The sequence below is a fragment of the Methylophaga sp. genome (assembly GCF_965655755.1).
Lineage (GTDB): Bacteria > Pseudomonadota > Gammaproteobacteria > Nitrosococcales > Methylophagaceae > Methylophaga.
In genome coordinates this window covers 51,068-69,983 of the sequence record NZ_CBFHHW010000004.1, presented here as the reverse complement: position 1 = coordinate 69,983, position 18,916 = coordinate 51,068, and the positions used below count along the sequence as shown (strand labels likewise).

At 46.1% G+C, this 18,916-nt stretch carries 18 protein-coding genes and 1 pseudogene; 13 read left to right on the top strand and 6 right to left on the bottom strand.

Translation table 11 applies throughout. The annotated features are described in order from the left end of the window. The 4 genes from ACTF5U_RS02625 to ACTF5U_RS02610 all read right to left on the bottom strand — a co-directional run. Nucleotides 1-221 (bottom strand): hypothetical protein (locus tag ACTF5U_RS02625; protein ID WP_438970084.1); only part of this gene is annotated, 221 nt, incomplete at its 3' end. Between the two features lie 84 nt (nucleotides 222-305). Continuing rightward, entirely contained in the window at nucleotides 306-2,189 is a 1,884-nt protein-coding gene (locus ACTF5U_RS02620) for a cation:proton antiporter (protein ID WP_438970083.1), read from the bottom strand. A gap of 73 nt (nucleotides 2,190-2,262) precedes the next feature. Further along, entirely contained in the window at nucleotides 2,263-3,108 is an 846-nt protein-coding gene (locus tag ACTF5U_RS02615; RefSeq protein ID WP_438970082.1) for a flagellar protein MotY, read from the bottom strand. 2 nt (nucleotides 3,109-3,110) lie between these two features. Next, nucleotides 3,111-3,626 carry an adenine phosphoribosyltransferase gene (locus ACTF5U_RS02610; RefSeq protein WP_438970081.1) on the bottom strand — a complete coding sequence of 172 codons (516 nt, stop codon included), beginning with the start codon at nucleotides 3,624-3,626 and terminating at the stop codon, nucleotides 3,111-3,113. 100 nt (nucleotides 3,627-3,726) lie between these two features. On the opposite strand from ACTF5U_RS02610, the gene ACTF5U_RS02605 reads away from it, so the two are divergent. From ACTF5U_RS02605 to ACTF5U_RS02570, 8 genes are all read left to right on the top strand, one after another. After that, on the top strand, nucleotides 3,727-4,368 hold the full coding sequence (locus ACTF5U_RS02605; protein WP_438970080.1) for an ABC-type transport auxiliary lipoprotein family protein: 642 nt from the start codon (nucleotides 3,727-3,729) through the stop codon (nucleotides 4,366-4,368). Between the two features lie 95 nt (nucleotides 4,369-4,463). Continuing rightward, complete coding sequence (gene gyrA / locus ACTF5U_RS02600) at nucleotides 4,464-7,070, top strand: DNA gyrase subunit A (RefSeq protein ID WP_438970079.1); 2,607 nt, start codon at nucleotides 4,464-4,466, stop codon at nucleotides 7,068-7,070. Between the two features lie 53 nt (nucleotides 7,071-7,123). After that, nucleotides 7,124-8,152: a 3-phosphoserine/phosphohydroxythreonine transaminase gene (gene serC / locus ACTF5U_RS02595; RefSeq protein ID WP_438970078.1), complete on the top strand. Its 1,029-nt coding sequence runs from the start codon at nucleotides 7,124-7,126 to the stop codon at nucleotides 8,150-8,152. Between the two features lie 9 nt (nucleotides 8,153-8,161). Continuing rightward, nucleotides 8,162-9,250 (top strand): prephenate dehydratase, encoded by a 1,089-nt coding sequence (pheA, locus tag ACTF5U_RS02590; RefSeq protein WP_438970077.1) that lies wholly within the window; start codon nucleotides 8,162-8,164, stop codon nucleotides 9,248-9,250. After that, nucleotides 9,250-10,206 (top strand): 4-hydroxy-3-methylbut-2-enyl diphosphate reductase, encoded by a 957-nt coding sequence (gene ispH / locus ACTF5U_RS02585; protein WP_438970076.1) that lies wholly within the window; start codon nucleotides 9,250-9,252, stop codon nucleotides 10,204-10,206. The genes pheA and ispH overlap by 1 nt, the downstream gene beginning before the upstream one ends. A 15-nt stretch (nucleotides 10,207-10,221) precedes the next feature. Beyond that, a complete protein-coding gene (locus tag ACTF5U_RS02580) occupies nucleotides 10,222-11,634 on the top strand; it encodes an ABC transporter permease (RefSeq protein ID WP_438970075.1) in 1,413 nt (470 codons plus the stop codon). Then, nucleotides 11,631-13,664 (top strand): ABC transporter ATP-binding protein, encoded by a 2,034-nt coding sequence (locus ACTF5U_RS02575; RefSeq protein WP_438970074.1) that lies wholly within the window; start codon nucleotides 11,631-11,633, stop codon nucleotides 13,662-13,664. Before ACTF5U_RS02580 ends, ACTF5U_RS02575 begins: the two co-directional genes overlap by 4 nt. Further along, a complete protein-coding gene (locus tag ACTF5U_RS02570; protein ID WP_438970073.1) occupies nucleotides 13,642-13,887 on the top strand; it encodes a DUF1244 domain-containing protein in 246 nt (81 codons plus the stop codon). Before ACTF5U_RS02575 ends, ACTF5U_RS02570 begins: the two co-directional genes overlap by 23 nt. 14 nt (nucleotides 13,888-13,901) lie before the next feature. On the opposite strand, the gene ACTF5U_RS02565 is transcribed toward ACTF5U_RS02570, so the two are convergent. Beyond that, complete coding sequence (locus tag ACTF5U_RS02565; RefSeq protein WP_438970072.1) at nucleotides 13,902-14,141, bottom strand: hypothetical protein; 240 nt, start codon at nucleotides 14,139-14,141, stop codon at nucleotides 13,902-13,904. 4 nt (nucleotides 14,142-14,145) lie between these two features. Continuing rightward, a complete protein-coding gene (locus tag ACTF5U_RS02560) occupies nucleotides 14,146-14,757 on the bottom strand; it encodes an RNA polymerase sigma factor (protein WP_438970071.1) in 612 nt (203 codons plus the stop codon). A gap of 100 nt (nucleotides 14,758-14,857) precedes the next feature. Between ACTF5U_RS02560 and ACTF5U_RS02555 the strand changes: the two genes are divergently transcribed. From ACTF5U_RS02555 to aceE, 5 genes and pseudogenes are all read left to right on the top strand, one after another. Beyond that, nucleotides 14,858-15,187: an HvfA family oxazolone/thioamide-modified RiPP metallophore gene (locus ACTF5U_RS02555; protein WP_438970070.1), complete on the top strand. Its 330-nt coding sequence runs from the start codon at nucleotides 14,858-14,860 to the stop codon at nucleotides 15,185-15,187. Between the two features lie 70 nt (nucleotides 15,188-15,257). Then, on the top strand, nucleotides 15,258-15,878 hold the full coding sequence (locus ACTF5U_RS02550; RefSeq protein WP_438970069.1) for an HvfX family Cu-binding RiPP maturation protein: 621 nt from the start codon (nucleotides 15,258-15,260) through the stop codon (nucleotides 15,876-15,878). A 9-nt stretch (nucleotides 15,879-15,887) separates the two neighbouring features. Then, nucleotides 15,888-16,847, top strand: a complete 960-nt coding sequence (msrP, locus tag ACTF5U_RS02545; protein ID WP_438970068.1) for a protein-methionine-sulfoxide reductase catalytic subunit MsrP — start codon at nucleotides 15,888-15,890, stop codon at nucleotides 16,845-16,847. Next, entirely contained in the window at nucleotides 16,792-17,457 is a 666-nt protein-coding gene (locus ACTF5U_RS02540; RefSeq protein ID WP_438970067.1) for a sulfite oxidase heme-binding subunit YedZ, read from the top strand. The genes msrP and ACTF5U_RS02540 overlap by 56 nt, the downstream gene beginning before the upstream one ends. Before the next feature lie 194 nt (nucleotides 17,458-17,651). Beyond that, nucleotides 17,652-18,916, top strand: a pseudogene (gene aceE, locus ACTF5U_RS02535) (pyruvate dehydrogenase (acetyl-transferring), homodimeric type); the annotation flags it as partial.

Sequence of the window (18,916 nt, the reverse complement as noted above, 5' to 3'; positions counted from 1 at the left end):
GTTTGTTCAACCATTTCCTGAGCGGCCTTTTCTGAAGTGCTGTCATCGTTCCTGAAAAAGAATAAAAATACCATCAGTGCAATTAGCACCACCGACAAACCAATAGCTACTTTGATTAATAAAGCGGTGCTGAGTCCTTTTTTTCCACCTTTTGTTTCGCCTTCATTTTCAGCTTCATTGCCTTCTGCTTTATCGATGTCTTGTTTTTCTCTTTCAGCCATATTGTTTCAGCATATTCTTTTGGGTTTGTATTCGATCTATCGGCCATCCTTGGCAGATCTTTGGTTTAATTCAAGCAACTTGGTTTATGAGGGCAGGCGATTTTCATCCAAATTCCCGTCATCATTAGTCGGCGCCTCGACTTCACTCGGAGCGGGATCGGTGTTGTCCTGAACTAAAGACACCACTGTCCATCCTGTTTCTGGCTGTGGATTGTCTGCTGCAGTAAAAAACCGGAGTCTTCGTCGGGCATTGAAAGCAAACAAAGGGGTGACACGACGGCCATGCTGCTCGAGATAATCTTCAAAAGTGAAGGTTTCAGTTAGCTTAGTTTGTTTCACTTTGGCACCACGCGAAATCTGACTCGCCAGTTTGGCATAGGTGATTTCGTCACCGAAAAGGACATGTGAATCATGACTGACCGCTTTGCGAGACTTGGATTCGCTGCGTTCTTTGTCTTTTTCCTTGTCGGTGGAGAGAAAATAGATCTGATTGCTGCCAAATTCGTTTTTGTATCTGAGTCCGGCCAGTGCATTCAATTCGCTTTGTGGTGTTAAAGCGAGTGCCTGACCTAACCCTATCAGATCCAGATGGCGGTCAGCATGTTCAGACACAGCGTTCCCGAAATAGGTATCTAGTCCTTTCATTCTAGCTTCTTTAACATTAGTCCAACTTCCATCGGTTAAACGCGTTCTGAAGCCATTATCTTTTAAAGCTTGAGCTATGACTCGGGCTACAGTGTTTGCACCAATAATCAAAAAACCACTGTCATCAGGTTCTGCAACACCTAACCGTTTAGCAATGAACTTAGCAGTTGAGCCTTGCAGCAGAACCGTCCCGATAATGATGGCAAAGGCCAACGGTACCAGCAGTTCAGCATTTTCAACGCCAATGTCTTGTAAGCGCAGAGCAAACAGTGCTGATATCGCAGCTGCCACGATACCGCGTGGTCCAATCCAGCTGATCATGCTTTTTTCCTGCCAGGTCAGATCAGAGCCAATCGTCGACAAAAACACTTTTACGGGACGAGCAATGAACTGGATGAACAAAAATAGCATGACAGTGCCCATTCCCAGTTGCTGGAAGGCCTCAAAGTTTAACCTTGCAGCAAGTAAGATAAATAGACCGGAAATCAGCAAAATGCTGAGATCTTCTTTAAAGTCCAGAATATTTTCCATGGATACGTTTTTCATGTTTGCCAGCCAGATACCCATCACTGTGACGGTTAACAAACCTGACTCTTCAGAAATCTCATTGGAGATGGCAAATGTTCCGAACACTAAAGCCAATGTGGTGACATTGTGAAGATACTCTGGCAACCAGTGTTTACGTAGAACAATGCCAAACAGGTAACCGGTGAGGGCGCCGATAGAGAGGCCTACCACAAGTGTTTTGCCGAACATATAAATGGTATGGCCGACTGACGCATGTCCCTGTAGCTGGATCGAGAGTATAACTTCGAATACTAATACCGCCAGAATGGCACCGAGGGGGTCAATTACAATTCCTTCCCATCGTAGGACGTTTGAAATCTTAGCGTTAGGTCGGACTGTTCTTAGCATCGGTACAATCACGGTTGGCCCCGTTACTACCATGATGGCGCCAAAAAGAATTGATAAACCCCAGGAGAAATTCAGTAGGTAATGCGTTGCGACAGCAATGGAACTCCAGGTAATCATCACGCCAATGGTGAGAATATTCCTGACAACTTTCTGTAAGCCCCGGATATCTTCAAACCGAAGGGTAAGACTGCCTTCAAATAATATGACGGCAACAGCTAGCGACACCATCGGAAACAGTAAATCACCAAACAAGGCTTCCGGATCAAGCCAGCCTGTCAGGGGACCAAGTACAATACCTGCAATTAACAAAAACACGATTGCTGGGAGTTTTATCCACCACGCAAACCACTGACAGACAATCGCAACAATACCGATCATCGATAGGGCGACAACAGCTTCTTGATTCATTCCTTACCTTGGCTCAGAGGAGCATCGACAAACAATCCTCAATGGTGACATCATTTGATGTCAGCGGGAAGGGTTAACGAATGAGTGTAATTTCCGCACGACGGTTTTTTGCTCTGCCAAGCGGTGTTTTATTGCTTGCAGCAGGCTTAACATCAACATAGGAATTGATACTGATTAAAGTCTCGGGAATTTCGTATTCGTTTATCAGGAAACGTTTGATGTTTAATGCTCTGGCATCTGATAGAGGTCCGTTTAGACGGCGACGCCCATGGTTATCGGTATGGCTGGCAATTCTAATCTGTCTGATCGTGTCATCGACCTTGGCATAATCAGCGAGACGCGACAGTGCCTTTTTCGCCGCAGGCGTAAGTTCTGCCTGTTCGAGTTCGAAGTAAACAGTGAGCTTACTGATTTCATCGAAAGTGTCTGCATGCAGATTACTCAGACACTGCTGGAAGGAGTCCATTGAATCATTGAATTTGATAGTGGATAACATCACAGTGACTTCGTTGCTATAGGACTGTGAGCGGTACTCGATTACCGGAAAGCGGCCTTCCTGCATTTGAGATAAGGCTTGCTGAGCTAAAACGCCATCGATTGAAAACTCTGTTTGACCGGTATGAGTAGGTTTAGAGACAAGCGTATGACGGTCATCACTGTTTTGCCAAGGTGCAGCTGCTATTTGAAATCGTACCTTGTCTTGTTTTGCTGCATGAGAGTGAGTGTTAAAAGTCAGTGACAAACCACCGCCATTGCGACGATAAAAACCGGCTTTACCAAAGTCGGGAATCGTTTGCATCAGAGAGCATTCCAGAGGTGACTCAATTACCTGCCACTGTGTATCTGTCACCGGCGCCTGAAACTGTTCTGCCGATACGGGGAGGGCAAAGATAAGAGTGATGAAAAAGATTTTTCGCATAGTTAGTAAGTCAGTAAAGTGTGGATAGGATAGTTACTTAGTTGATAACGCCCATTAAGGAAGCCGAGTTCAATGACAAAGGCGCACGCGATAACCTCGCCACCAAGTATTTCAACTAAATCACAACTGGCTTTAGCCGTACCGCCTGTTGCTAACACATCATCAATCAATAGGATTTTATCGCCGGGACTAATGGCATCGATATGTGCTTCTAATGTGGCCTGCCCATATTCCAGATCATAATCCACTTTTTGCACATCGTAAGGTAGCTTTCCCGGTTTACGTAGCGGAATAAAACCAACCCCCAGTTCCCAGGCAGCCAGTGAACCGAAAATAAAACCGCGCGCTTCCATACCCGCAATAGCAGTGATTTTCACATTCTTATAAGGTGCGATTAGTTTTTCTACACATTCTCGAAGAGTCGCAGGATCCTGCACCAGTGGTGTGATATCTTTAAAATTGATGCCCGGTCTGGGAAAATCACTAATATCACGAATTTTTGTTTTCAGGTTTTCCATTAAAATCTCATTGAGCCTGTCGACGTTCTGCTGAGTAGTATATCGGCACTCCGGCCTTGGTTTTTAGTTTTGTCTTGATAATAGATGATTAGGAGTCATTTTGAATAAAGCTTTTCACACACACAAACCGCTGTTGATTATTGTCTTGTCTTTGATGTTATCAGCCTGTTTTAGTTGGGGGGGCGGTGAAGAGGACGATGACACACCTCATTATTATGTCATTGATGTTGATCGCGGTAGCGTTACCACTGAGTTCGCGCGTGATCGGGTTCTGCTTATTAAGCCGGTGCGCGTCGTTCCTCACTTTGAAAACAAAACAATTGTTTTTCGGGTAGGTGAGAATGAATACCGCTCACAGCCACCACATGAATTTTTTTCGGCACCAAACGACATGTTCACCAATCAACTGCGTCGCTGGTTACAAAAAACGGGTTTATTCAGTCAGGTGGTGACCGACGATTCAATTGAAACGGATTACGTATTGGAATCTGCTGTGACCGCATTGTATGGCGAGAAACGTGCGGCCTACTCACCACAGGCTGTGGTGGAAATGCAATTCTTTATGAGTGCGTCAGATCAACCCCAGAATATGGTGTTTCAGACCGGTTTACGAGCTGATGTCGATATTGAAGAAGCAACGCCGGGCAAGGTTGTGATGGGATGGAAACAGGGGGTTTGGGAGCTTCTGACGACCTTGGAGCAGGATTTTAGCGGATATTTTGCAAAAGTTGATGCTAGGTAGCAGTTAGAGTTTAGCGTGCAGGAAATCGCCGGTAGTGGTAGGATTACTCTTTGATGAATAAGTTTCCCCTGTGCGTTACTAGGACGATCTAATAGATGAGTGAAATTGCCTTAGAACTGGATTCGATAGGTATCGAAACCGAGATGAAGCAATCGTACCTCGATTACGCGATGAGCGTTATCGTAGGACGTGCGTTACCGGATGTTCGCGATGGATTAAAACCGGTGCACCGCCGGGTTTTGTATGCGATGCGCGAGCTGGGTAATAGCTGGAACAGCCCTTACAAAAAATCAGCGCGTATTGTCGGTGACGTCATCGGTAAATATCACCCTCACGGTGATACAGCGGTATACGACACTATGGTTCGTATGGCACAGCCATTCTCCATGCGATATATGCTGGTTGATGGTCAGGGTAACTTTGGCTCCGTCGATGGTGACTCACCGGCGGCGATGCGTTACACCGAAGTGCGCATGGCGAAAATCACCCATGAAATGCTGGCGGATCTTGAAAAAGAAACCGTTGACTTCATTGCCAACTACGATGAATCAGAGCATGAACCTTCCGTCCTGCCGACTAAAATTCCGGCTTTACTGGTTAACGGTTCATCCGGTATCGCAGTGGGTATGGCGACCAACATTCCGCCGCATAATCTGACAGAAGTGCTCAATGCCGCTGTCGCGATGATAGACAATCCGGAGATCGGCATTGCGGAAATAATGGAGCATATTCCAGGCCCTGACTTTCCGACCTCAGCTATTATCAACGGTGCGCGCGGTATAGCTGAAGCTTATGCCACAGGCCGCGGCCGTGTTCATATTCGCGCCCGTGCTGATATTGAAACCAATGAGGCAAATGGCCAGCAAAGTATCGTAGTCAAAGAGTTGCCTTACCAGGTCAACAAAGCGCGTCTGCTGGAAAAAATTGCGGAACTGGTCAAAGAAAAGAAAATTGATGGCATCACGGCGCTACGTGATGAGTCTGATAAAGACGGCATGCGTATGGTTATCGTGCTGCGTCGCGGTGAAGTGCCGGAAGTTGTGCTCAATAACCTGTATCAGCAAACTCAGATGCAGACTGTATTTGGTATCAATATGGTCGCTATCGTTGATGGTCAGCCACGTACTCTCAATCTGAAAGATATTCTCGCTGCCTTTATCCGTCATCGTCGCGAAGTTGTGACGCGCCGCTCTATATTCGACTTGCGTAAAGCCCGTGATCGCGCCCATATTCTGGAAGGCCTGTCTACAGCACTTGCAAATATAGATGAAGTTATCGAGCTGATTAAGGCGTCACCCAATCCGGCAGAGGCAAAAGAAGGATTATTGTCTCGCGGCTGGGCATCAGAAATGATTCTCGATATGTTGGGTGAAGCGGGTGCGGAAGCATCACGTCCGGAAGACCTTGCTGCACAGTTTGGTCTGGTAGATAACTTATATTATTTGTCACCGGTCCAGGCCCAAGCCATTCTGGATATGCGCCTTCATCGCCTGACGGGTCTAGAGCAAGACAAGATTCTTCAGGAATACCGTGAAGTACTGGACCTGATTGGTGAATTACTCGCTATTTTGAGTGATCCAGACAATCTGATGGCTGTGATTCGTGAAGAATTAGTGGCTATCAACGCTGAATATGGCGACGAACGTCGTACAGAAATTCTGGCTAATCATCTCGACCTGACTTTGGAAGACTTGATTACTGAAGAAGAAATGGTTGTTACGTTGTCTCATGCCGGCTACGCGAAAACGCAGCAACTCGGCACCTATCAGGCGCAAAAACGGGGTGGTAAAGGCAAAGCCGCCACTTCAATGAAAGATGAAGACTTTATTGAACATCTGTTTATAGCCAATACCCATGACACGTTATTGTGTTTCTCCAGTGCCGGTAAGGTTTACTGGAAAAAAGTCTACGAACTGCCACAGGGCGGACGAACTGCACGTGGTAAGCCTATCGTCAACCTGTTGCCGTTAGAAGATGGTGAACGCATTAATGCGGTGTTGTCGATTCGTGAGTTTGAAGCAGACAAGTTTATCTTTATGGCAACAGCCTCAGGTACTGTGAAGAAAACGCCTTTGGTTGATTACTCTCGCCCTCGTGCCAATGGCATCATTGCTGTTGATCTGAAAGAAGACGATCAATTAGTTGATGTCGCCGTGACCGATGGTATGTCAGACATCATGCTGTTCAGTTCGACCGGTAAAGTCATTCGTTTCCCTGAGATGGATGTCCGTTCAATGGGACGTGTTTCGCGTGGTGTTCGCGGTATGCGAATCAGAGATGATGAAAAAATTATCTCGTTGATTATTGCCCAGGAAGAAGGGGCTATTCTGACGGCAACTGAGTTTGGTTATGGTAAGCGTACCCAGCTTGCTGAATACCGCGTACAGGGCCGTGGAGGTCAAGGTATTATCTCGATCCAAACATCAGATCGTAACGGTAATGTTGTCGGTGCCGTTCAAGTCAGCGAAGAGGATCAGATCATGCTGATTACCAATGGGGGCACACTGGTCCGTACACCGGTTAAAGATGTCTCAATGGTAGGACGGAATACGCAAGGCGTACGACTTATCAACCTCAGCAAAAATGAAAAACTGGTTGGGGTCGAGCGTGTACTGGAAGACGAGGAAGACGCCGAAATACCCGTTGGTGATGAAGAGGCGGAACTATCCGCTGGTGACGAAGATTCTGATACAGAAGCGTAATTTTGAGAGCCTATAACTTTAGTGCCGGCCCGGCCATGTTGCCGGATGCCGTGATGAAACAAGCACAGCAGGAAATGCTCGACTGGCAGGGTTCAGGTATGTCAGTGATGGAAATGAGTCATCGTGGTCCGGAATATACCTCGATCGCGCAAAAAGCTGAAGCTGATTTACGTGAGCTAATGGCAATACCGGATGACTATGCCGTGCTGTTTTTACAAGGCGGCGCATCGCTGCAATTTCCAATGATTCCAATGAATCTGTTGCGGGGTAAAACCAAAGCAGACTACTTTAATACCGGTGCCTGGTCAGGCAAAGCGATTAAAGAAGCACGCGGTTTTTGTGATGTGAACATCGTCTCAGACTCAACGGCTAACCGTTTTACAACGATTGCCGACCCAACGGAATGGCATTTGTCTCCAGATGCGGCCTATGTGCACTACACGCCAAATGAGACGATTCACGGACTGGAATTTGATGCTATCCCTGATGTGGGTGATGTGCCCTTAGTGGCTGATTTGTCTTCGACTATTTTATCGCGGCCCATTGATGTTAGCCGCTTTGGAATGATTTACGCTGGCGCACAGAAAAATATCGGTCCGGCAGGACTTTGCATTGTCATTATCCGCAAGGATTTGATGGGTGAGGTATTACCGGGTACACCAACAATGCTTAACTATCAGGTTCATACTGACAACGGCTCGATGTTTAATACTCCCGCCACCTACAGCTGGTATCTGGCCGGTCTGGTATTTGAGTGGCTGAAACAGCAGGGTGGTTTAGAAGGCATGGCTGAAGTTAATCAGCGCAAAGCAGACAAGCTGTATCAGAAAATTGATAACAGTGAATTTTATGCTAACCCGGTCGATAAACGTTACCGCTCATGGATGAATATTCCATTCACACTGGCAGATGATAGTCTTGATAAACTATTTCTCAATCAGGCGGCTGAGCAAAACCTTCTGACCCTGAAAGGGCATCGGGATTTAGGTGGAATGCGTGCAAGTATATACAACGCAATGCCTGAGTCAGGAGTTGATGCCTTGATAGCCTTTATGAACGACTTCGAGCGTCAACACGGATAATTACCGCTGATGAAAGAGCAAAAAGCGCTAGAACAAATTCGCCAGAAAATTGATGATATCGATTTAACGATTCAACAATTGCTAAACGAGCGTACTGCAATGGCTCAGGAAGTCGCAAGGGTAAAAATAGAAAACGGTGAAAACACTGATTTCTATCGCCCTGACCGTGAGGCGATGGTGCTTAGGAATGTGATGGAGCGAAACGAAGGACCATTATCATCCCGGGAAATGGCGCGATTGTTCCGTGAAATTATGTCGGCTTGCCTTGCGGCAGAAAAAACGTTGGATGTGGCCTATCTCGGTCCTGAAGGTTCATTCACGCAAGCCGCAGCACAAAAGCATTTTGGTGGCAGTGTCGAACTGCACTCAATGAGCACAATCGCAGATGTATTTCATGCGGTAGAGACTGGTAATGCCTGTTACGGTGTTGTCCCGGTTGAAAACTCAAGTGAAGGCATGGTGTCACATACCCTGGACCGTTTCATAGGTTCGCCGCTGAAAATTAATGGTGAAGTGACTTTACGCATTCATCATTACCTTCTCAGCAAAGAAACCGATTTAAGTGGTGTACATACAGTTTATGCACATCCTCAAGCTCTGGCGCAATGTCGACAGTGGCTGACAGAAAAGTTACCCAATGCCCGACTTCTGCCATTAAACAGCAACTCGGAAGCGGCCAAAAAAGTAGCTGCTGAGCCTGAAGGTTCTGCAGCAATTGCCGCTAATAGCGCGGCAGAAATTTATGGTCTGTCTGTATTGGTTAAAAATATTGAAGATGAAGTCGACAACACCACTCGCTTTATCGTGATAGGTGGTCAGGAAGTCGGCCCTTCCGGTGTCGATAAAACCGCATTATTGGTTGCTACCAAGAATAAACCGGGAGCGCTGCAAACCTTGCTGACACCGTTGGCTGAGAGTGGCATCAGTATGACTCGTATTGAGTCGCGACCTTCCCGAAAAGGTATCTGGGAATATGTCTTTTTTATCGATATTGATGGCCATATTGATGAAAAACCCGTGGCTCACGCTTTAGATAAGCTTGAGCAGGAATCTTCTATGTTCAGAATTTTGGGCTCATATCCCAAGGCAGTGTTGTAATGAAAGAATTAATCCTCGCAAATCCGCGTGGTTTTTGTGCCGGAGTAGACCGTGCCATAGATATTGTTGAGAGAGCGCTGGAATTATTTGGTGCACCGATTTATGTTCGCCACGAAGTAGTGCATAACCGTTATGTCGTCGACGGCTTGCGTGACAAAGGCGCTATTTTTGTTGAAGAAGTGAATGAAGTGCCTGATGACAGTACCCTTATTTTCAGCGCACATGGTGTTTCTAAACAGGTTCAGAAAGATGGAAAACAACGTGGCTTAAAGGTATTTGATGCGACATGCCCTCTTGTTACTAAGGTTCATATGGAAGTATCACGCTATGAAAAGCAGGGTATGGAATGCATATTGATCGGCCATAAAGGCCACCCTGAAGTTGAGGGAACCATGGGGCAATATACATCGAAAGAAGGTGGCATGTATCTGGTCGAGTCTCCAGAAGATGTAGCAAACCTCAAGGTCAAAAATCCCGATCGTCTTGCCTTTGTGACTCAGACAACCCTGTCAGTAGACGATACATCAATAGTGATTGATGCTTTACGTCACCATTTTCCGAACATCACTGGCCCAAGTAAAGATGACATTTGCTATGCCACTCAAAACCGTCAGGATGCGGTGAAAAGTCTGGCGAGAGACTGTGACCTGGTGATTGTGGTCGGCTCTGTTAATAGCTCTAACTCCAATCGTCTACGCGAGCTTTCAGAAAAACTCGGTACCACAGCATATCTGCTTGATAATGCAGATGAAGTTCAATCAGAATGGCTGGAAGGTAAGCAAAAGATTGGACTTACAGCAGGCGCGTCAGCACCTGAGATTTTAGTACAGAATGTGGTGAAGCGTTTGTCTGAACTGGGGGTATCGACGGCAAAAGAAGAAGAAGGTCTTCGCGAAGATATCGAATTTTCTTTACCAAAAGAACTTAAGATAGATATCTCTAGTCTGAGAAAATAAAATTTAAGGCGCCTCATGTCCTTTTTGCCCGTATTTCTCTGGACCGACATTTTAATTTATTTCCTTCTGGCTGTGGTAGCAGCCGGTGTCCTTTACGTAAGAAAACGACCACATCTGATCACACCGTGGAAGAGTGTTCTGAAACGCAGACGTGGCATGATTTCAATCATGGTTCTCGCCTGTTATGTCTTAATCGGCTTGTCTGATTCCATTCACTTCAGGCTGGCGCTGGAATCTGATAGCAAGGGCACTGAAACCCACTACGCAACAGAAGTAATCAGCCTATTTGATCTGGCTGTGACCCCGTTACGTGAACAAGTTGAAAAAACGTATTCCGCACCTTTCGCGCATCAGCTTTATGTCAAAGAAATGCAAACAGCCGAAGATGGGACGCTAATATACAATTATCCCAGACTTGAGTACGGTGCCTCTCATCTCGATCTGCCGGAAAATAAATGGGCTGATATTAAGCAAACTATAATCAGAGCGACTTTGATGAGTGTGTCGATCCTATTTCTTGTTTTCGTCATACATAGTTTTGGAGCCTCTCGCCAAAAGGGTGGTTCCGTCGTGACACAGGCTTCCAGAATTTTAAAAGGGCAGTCTGACTATCCATGGCAAACGTTTTATCTGATGTTGTTCATTCTAGTGCTGATTGCCGCAAATCTAATCGCTTTGAGTGCCAACTACCATGTCTTCGGTACAGATAAAGTCGGACAGGATGTGCTTTATCAGGCATTAAAAAGCATTCGAACAGGTCTGGTTATCGGTACGATAACGACTTTAGTGATGTTGCCATTGGCTATTTTGCTGGGCATCGCTGCAGGTTATTTCCGTGGCTGGATTGACGATGTTATCCAATATGTTTACACCACATTGAATTCGATTCCCGGCGTCTTGTTGATCGCCGCAGCAGTATTGATTCTGCAAGTCTATATGAACAATAACCCAGAGCAATTTGAGACGATTGCCGAACGAGCTGATATGCGTCTCTTGTTTTTGTGCATCATTTTAGGTGTTACCAGCTGGACCGGATTATGTCGTATTTTGCGAGCTGAAACACTCAAATTACGTGAAGCTGAGTATGTCCTGGCATCGCGTGCTTTAGGTGCAAGTAACTTCAGTATCCTGCATAAACACATTTTGCCCAATTTAATGCATCTGGTGATGATTGCCGTAGTACTTGATTTTAGCGGTCTGGTATTGGCTGAAGCGGTTTTGTCTTACGTTGGGGTTGGGGTCGACCCCTCAATGATTAGCTGGGGCAATATGATCAACAGTGCACGGCTGGAAATGGCAAGAGATCCGGTTGTGTGGTGGTCATTAACCGCGGCCTTTATATCCATGTTTATTTTGGTGCTAGCAGCCAACTTGTTTGCCGATGTCGTTCGCGATGCCTTTGATCCCAGAATGCAGGGGGCACGATGAGCGACATGCTGTTGGAAGTGAAAGGGCTGAAGACCTGGTTTGGACATGATGAACAGCCTTTCAAAGCCGTAGATGGTGTCGGTTTCACCATTCGTCGTGGGGAGACGTTTGCGCTCCTTGGTGAGTCAGGTTGTGGTAAATCAATGACAGCGTTGTCTTTGCTTCGACTTAATCCTTATCCGGCAAGTCGGATTGTCGCCGGTGAGGTAAAACTTGCTGGCCAGGATCTACTGCCCTTGTCGGAAGCGGAGATGGAAAAGATCCGTGGTCGTAGGGTATCGATGATTTTTCAGGAACCGCAGAGTTCGCTGAATCCAGTGTTATCCGTAGGGCAACAGATTGCAGAAGTGCTCGACTGGCATTTCGATATGGATAAAAAGGCGATTTATGACCGTTCGATAGAATTATTAAAATCGGTTGGCATTCCGGACCCGAGTCAGCGTATTAAAGAATATCCTCACCAGCTTTCCGGTGGGATGAAACAGCGCGTAATGATTGCGATGGCTCTGGCGGGCGACCCAGAACTCTTGATTGCTGATGAACCGACCACAGCATTGGATGTCACTATCCAGGCACAAATTTTGGATTTACTTAAAGCGATTCAGCTGAAAACCGGCATGGCGATATTACTGATTAGTCATGATTTGGGTGTCGTTGCTCAAATGGCAGATCATGTAGCAGTCATGTATGCCGGTGAAATTGTTGAAACCGCGAGTAGAGAACAATTCTTTAACGATACTCAGCATCCTTACACCCGTAAATTATTTGAAGCCTTACCTTCAGAACGTAAACGCGAACAAAAACTGACGGTTATTAAAGGCACAGTACCGCCACTAAACCAAGTGTTTAAAGCGTGTCGGTTTGCCGATCGTTGTGAATTTGCATGGCAGCATTGTCACGATGCAGCGCCAAAGTGGATTGATAATGACGGACACGGTGTGCGATGTCATCTCTACGATCCGGCAATACAATCAGAGCAGATCCAAAAAGACCTCCATGTGAGCAGCTCCAAATTGTCTGAGGTAGTGCCCACTGACACTGCCTTACTTGAAGTTGATAGATTGAAAGTACATTTCCCCATCAAGAAAGGTATTTTGCAACGGACGGTTGGCCATATAAAAGCAGTCGATGACATCACTATGGATCTTCGCTGTGCTGAGACCCTGGCTTTAGTGGGCGAGTCCGGTTGTGGTAAGACTACCGTGGGGAAAGGCATTTTACAGTTAGTGCCTATTACCTCAGGGAAAGTCCGCTTTCAGGGTGATGTGCTTAATGGGCTTAGTGAAAAAGCCTTAAAACGAACCCGCTCATCCTTACAGATCATTTTCCAGGATCCATATTCATCAATGAATCCTCGGATGACCGTTAATCAAGTTATTGAAGAGGGCATGCTGACCTCAGCAATAAAGGATCCGCAGGAAAAGGATCGCAAGGTAGATGAGTTACTGGAGCGAGTAGGCTTAAGGCCCGATATTAAACATCGTTATCCGCATGAGTTTTCAGGTGGTCAACGCCAACGTATCTGCATTGCCAGAGCCCTGGCTGCCGAACCCGATGTGATTATCTGTGATGAGCCGACCAGTGCACTTGACGTGTCTGTGCAGGCGCAGATTTTAAACCTGCTGCGTGATATTCAGCATGAGTTTGGTCTGTCCTATTTATTTATTACGCACAATATTGCTGTGGTGGATTACTTAGCACATCGGGTTGCCGTTATGTATCTGGGACGGATTGTTGAGCAGGGGCATCGTGATGAGGTGCTGAAATCACCCAAACACCCCTATACGCAAGCTTTACTGGCAGCAGTGCCATCAATTGATGCCGATACTCGACAGGAAACAGTCAGATTGGAAGGGGAATTACCGTCACCGGCTAATCCGCCTAAAGGTTGTCACTTTCACCAGCGCTGCCCACATGTGATGTCAAAGTGTCGCGAAACGTATCCGGACTTAACCCAATTAAGCCGCAGTCATACGGTTAAATGTTTTTTATATGAAGAGGATTATCATGGATCAACAGACTCAAACTGAACTTGAAGCAGCGGCATTCAGACGCCTGTTGGAGCATTTGCGTGAAAACACGGATGTTCAGAATATCGATTTGATGAATCTGGCAGGCTTTTGCCGTAACTGCCTGTCTAAATGGTATCTTGCTGCCGCGGAAGAAAAGGGCGTCGAGATGGATTATGACAAAGCACGTGAGTTCGTTTACGGCATGCCTTATAGCGAGTGGAAAGAAAAATACCAGAAATAAAATTGAGCGGGTTGTTACGAATCTTTCTGTGACAGCCCGCGCAGTTGCTCTGCCAGGGCATGGGTATCAACCTGATTATGTTCACGCGGACGCATCACGGCGACGGTCTTGATTGTCTGACGAATTTGCTGCATATAAGCACGACAACAGCTACAAATCACTAAATGGAAAAACAAACCAACCCGTTTACCCAGTGGCAGGTCACCATCTAAGTAGTTGCTTGCTTCTTCAGCGATATCTTTACACTCAAACATTTTTCTAACTTTCCCGATAATTATCTATACTGTGATGCACTGCTGTCCGTGCTCGATGAAGAAGGACTCTCACATTAGACGCAGAAAGATCCAGAATGTTACAAACTTCTGACATTTCAAATCCTTCCATATCATACATCGTCAACACGGCACGCTGGTTTGGTGGAAGTTGTTGGTAACAGCTTTCGATAACCTGTTTGAGTTGCTCGTTTTCCAACAATGCTTCCGGGGTATCGATATTCCATGGCAACACATCATCTATACGATGTCCTGTGTGATCAAATTTACTACCTGGTTCAGCTTCCCAGCCATCATCAAGCGATAACTGACGGCTCTCTCGTCTGAGACGGGTTTTGGCACCGTTACTGGTGATATGTAAAAGCCACGTTTTGAGACTGGAGCGACCCTCAAACTTGGGCAATGCTTTAATAGCCGATATCCACGCTTCCTGAACCACTTCGTCAGCGAAGGCTTCACCCACAATGGCGCGTGAGACCGACAACATAATACTGTGATACTCAGTAACTACGAATTCGAAGCTTGCAGCGTCGCCGTTCAGAAGGCCTTCTATAAGTGCCTTTTCATCTGATTTTGTTGACGCGTAGTTTTTTTTCATTCCGTGTGTAACAAATCTTTATCACAAAAGTCTATGTTAGCAAGACTGGCTGATGAATGGCTGGTTGTTTTTTGATATTCAAACCAAAAAGGAATAAACCATGGCTACAACAAAGAAAACATCAATTGCTATTGCTGCCAGTGCTGCGATGACTGCGGGTCTGGCTCTGTCTCCTAGCATCGCTAGTGCTGAAGCCAACCCATTCGCCTCCGCAGAACTTTCTAGTGGTTACATGCAGTTAGCTGAACATCACGGTGAAGAAGGTAAGTGTGGTGAAGCGAAATGCGGTGCTGAAAAGAAAACTGAAGAAGGTAAATGCGGTGAAGCCAAATGTGGTGCCGATAAAAAAGCTGAAGAAGGCTCTTGCGGCGAAGACATGAAAACAGATGAAGGCAAATGTGGTGAAGCGAAATGTGGTGGTGACAAATAAGTCATTATCCCGCTTTAATGGACACAGATAGGGGCTCATCAGAGCCCCTGTTTGCAAAAGGAGAACAACAATGTCGATATGTGGCTTAGCTCAGGGTCTCCAAAACCTTTTGAACAAAACGCGTGCCGCTGATTTTTTGGCGCCTGTGTTGTTACGTCTATACCTTGCACCTGTTTTCTGGGTAGCTGCCAACAACAAATGGAATCCGTTTGATGCTGACAGCTCTCTTGAAAATACCATCAACTGGTTTGCTAACCCCGATTGGGGTCTCGGTCTGCCTTTCCCGGAAGTAATGGCCTATATGGCTTGGGGTGCCGAATACTTTGGTGCGATTGCCTTAATTTTGGGACTAGCTGTTCGCTGGGTATCCGTTCCCTTGATGGTCACGATGGTTGTCGCAGCAACAACCGTGCATTGGCACAATGGCTGGCAAGCAATTCATGACAAAATGAGTCCGTTTGCTTCAGATAATGTGGATGGTGCGATCGATCGTTTAGACAAAGCGCGTTCCATTTTGCAGGAACATGGTAATTACAGCTGGCTGACAGAAACCGGTAATTTCGTTGTCTTGAACAATGGGATTGAATTTGCCGCGACCTATTTTGTGATGTTGCTGGTCTTATTCTTTATGGGCGCTGGTAAGTATTTAAGTATGGATTACTGGATAGCCCTAAAATGCAGTCAAAGTTGAGGTGAGAAAATGTTTATCCGCAACAAAAAGCCTTGGGATTTACCCGAGTCAGAAGTTACTGATTACAAGATCTATAAAAATCGTCGCCAGTTTCTAAACACGGCTATTTCGGTTGGATTAGCCAGTGCTTTGCCAACGATCAGTCTGGCAAAGCCGGTCGAAGACCTGAAAGTCTATGATGATTTGAAAAAAAGCCCGTTTTCGACTGATGAAGAAAAAAGTACGTTTGAGGAAATTACAACCTATAACAACTTTTACGAATTCGGCACTGGAAAGTCCGATCCGTCACTTTACGCCACGGAGTTTCCGGATGAGTCGATGACGTGGAAAATCGAAATTGACGGTGAATGCGATAATCCGGGCGTCTATGATTACGCTGAATTATTGAAACCGTTCACGTTGGAAGAACGTATCTATCGGATGCGTTGCGTGGAAGGCTGGTCGATGGTGATTCCCTGGATTGGATTTCCACTGGGCGAACTCCTTAAAAAGGCTCAACCCAATTCCCGTGCCAAATATGTCGAGTTCACAACGCTTTATGATCCAGAACAGATGCCCGGACAACGTCGTGCTGTACTTGACTGGCCTTATGTAGAAGGCCTGCGTATTGATGAGGCAATGAACCCGCTAACCATTATTTCTGTAGGGCTTTACGGTAAAGAGCTGCTGGGCCAGAACGGTGCACCGCTTCGTCTGGTTGTACCCTGGAAGTACGGTTTCAAGAGTATCAAATCAATTGTACGTATCCGCTTTGTTGAAGCGATGCCACAGACAGCTTGGGTCAAGTCGAATGCGAGTGAGTATGGCTTTTATTCCAATGTGAATCCGAACGTTGATCATCCCCGTTGGAGCCAGCGTAAAGAACGTCGTATCGGTGAATTTCTCAAACGCGAAACCTTAATGTTTAATGGCTATGGTGAACACGTTGCTGACCTCTATTCAGGCATGGACCTCAAACGTTATTTCTAAAGGAAATACAGGCAGCATTATTAAGCTTATACATCTGAAGGTGTTGCTTTTTATTGTCTGCCTTTATCCTTTTTTCTCACTTGTCTGGGGACTATTTACCGATCAACTCGGTGTGAATCCGGTTGAAACACTGACCCGCAGCAGCGGTTTGTGGGGACTACGCTTTCTGCTCATTACGCTCTGCGTGACACCACTTCGCTGGTTGACGGGTATTAACCAGTTAACCCGGTTCCGTCGGATGTTGGGGCTGTATGCATTTTTCTACGCTACGGTACATATGCTGCTTTATTTGGGGCTGGATCAGTTCTTTGACTGGAGTGAGATCTGGCGTGACATTGTTAAGCGACCGTTTATCACTGTGGGGTTTATTAACTTTATCGCCTTGTTGCCACTGGTGTTTACTTCAACCAACAAAATGGTAAAACGTCTGGGCGGCAGACGTTGGAAGACGCTGCACAGATTGACCTATTTTGTGGCTATCGCTGCCTGCGTTCACTTTTTGATGTTGGTGAAGGCTGATATTCGGGAACCCGTCATCTATATATTCATTCTAGCTGGTTTACTCGGCGTCAGATTGAGCCATAGCTACCGTAATAAAAAACGGGTCTGAACAGAAAACTTTTCGCAATTTCATCAATACTGAGTGGAAACTCAGCCAATCTGTAACCTTCCGGCAGTAAACAAATTTCTTGATTTAAAGTGCCTAGAATGGTGCTTTTAGCGCTTGTTTGAAAGATGATTTTTAATAAAAGCTGTTACAATGTCTCGCTGTTATTCATCGCGTTATGATTTAAGAAGGTACATATGACTGATTTTGTCGATCACGATCCACAGGAAACTCAGGAATGGTTAGATTCGCTCGAGTCTGTGATTGAGGCCGGTGGTGAGCAGAAAGCACACTACATTATAGAAAAACTCATTGATATGGCTCGTCGTACTGGGATTAATCTCCCATACAGCGCCAACACTGCCTACGTCAACACAATTCCTGTTGATCAGCAGGAACGCATCCCTGGCGATCAGACGATGGAGCATAAACTCCGCTCATACATTCGCTGGAATGCAATGGCGATGGTACAGAAAGCTAATATGAAGCCAGGTTCAGTAGGTGGTCATATTGCGAGCTTTTCTTCCGCAGCCACTTTGTATGACGTAGGTTTCAATCACTTCTTTAAAGGTGATGAGTATGGCAACGGCGCTGATATGGTGTTCGTTCAGGGCCATTCATCACCGGGTATCTACGCCCGCTCCTTCCTTGAGGGACGTTTAACGGAAGAGCAATTAAATAACTTCCGTTTCGAAGTCGATGGTAAAGGGCTTTCTTCATACCCCCATCCATGGTTAATGCCTGACTACTGGCAGTTCCCGACGGTATCTATGGGCTTAGGTCCTATTCTTGCCATCTACCAGGCTCGTTTCATGAAGTACATGCAGGATCGTGAAATTGTTGCCACCGAAGGCCGTCATGTATGGGCTTATCTGGGTGATGGTGAGATGGACGAGCCGGAATCACTGGGTGCAATCACCCTGGCTGGTCGTGAAAAACTCGACAACCTGATTTATGTCGTCAACTGTAATTTACAGCGTCTAGACGGTCCTGTCCGTGGTAACGGCAAGATTATCCAGGAACTGGAAGCGTTGTTCCGTGGTGCCGGTTGGAATGTCATTAAAGTATTGTGGGGCAGTGGCTGGGATCAGCTCTTAGCTCGTGACACCAAAGGGTTGTTGCTGAAACGCATGGAAGAAGTAGTAGATGGTGAATACCAGAACTACAAAGCCAAAGACGGTGCCTACGTTCGTAAGCACTTCTTTGGTAAGTATCCGGAACTGCTGGATATGGTTTCAGATATGACCGATGAGGACATCTGGCAGCTGAGTCGTGGTGGCCATGATCCACGTAAGATCTACGCTGCTTACAAACGTGCTGTTGAACATAAAGACCAGCCTACCGTTATTCTGGCGAAAACGGTTAAAGGTTACGGCATGGGTGAGGCGGGTGAAGGTCAGAACACAACTCACCAACAGAAAAAACTGGAACTGGAACACATGAAACGCTTCCGTGATCGTTT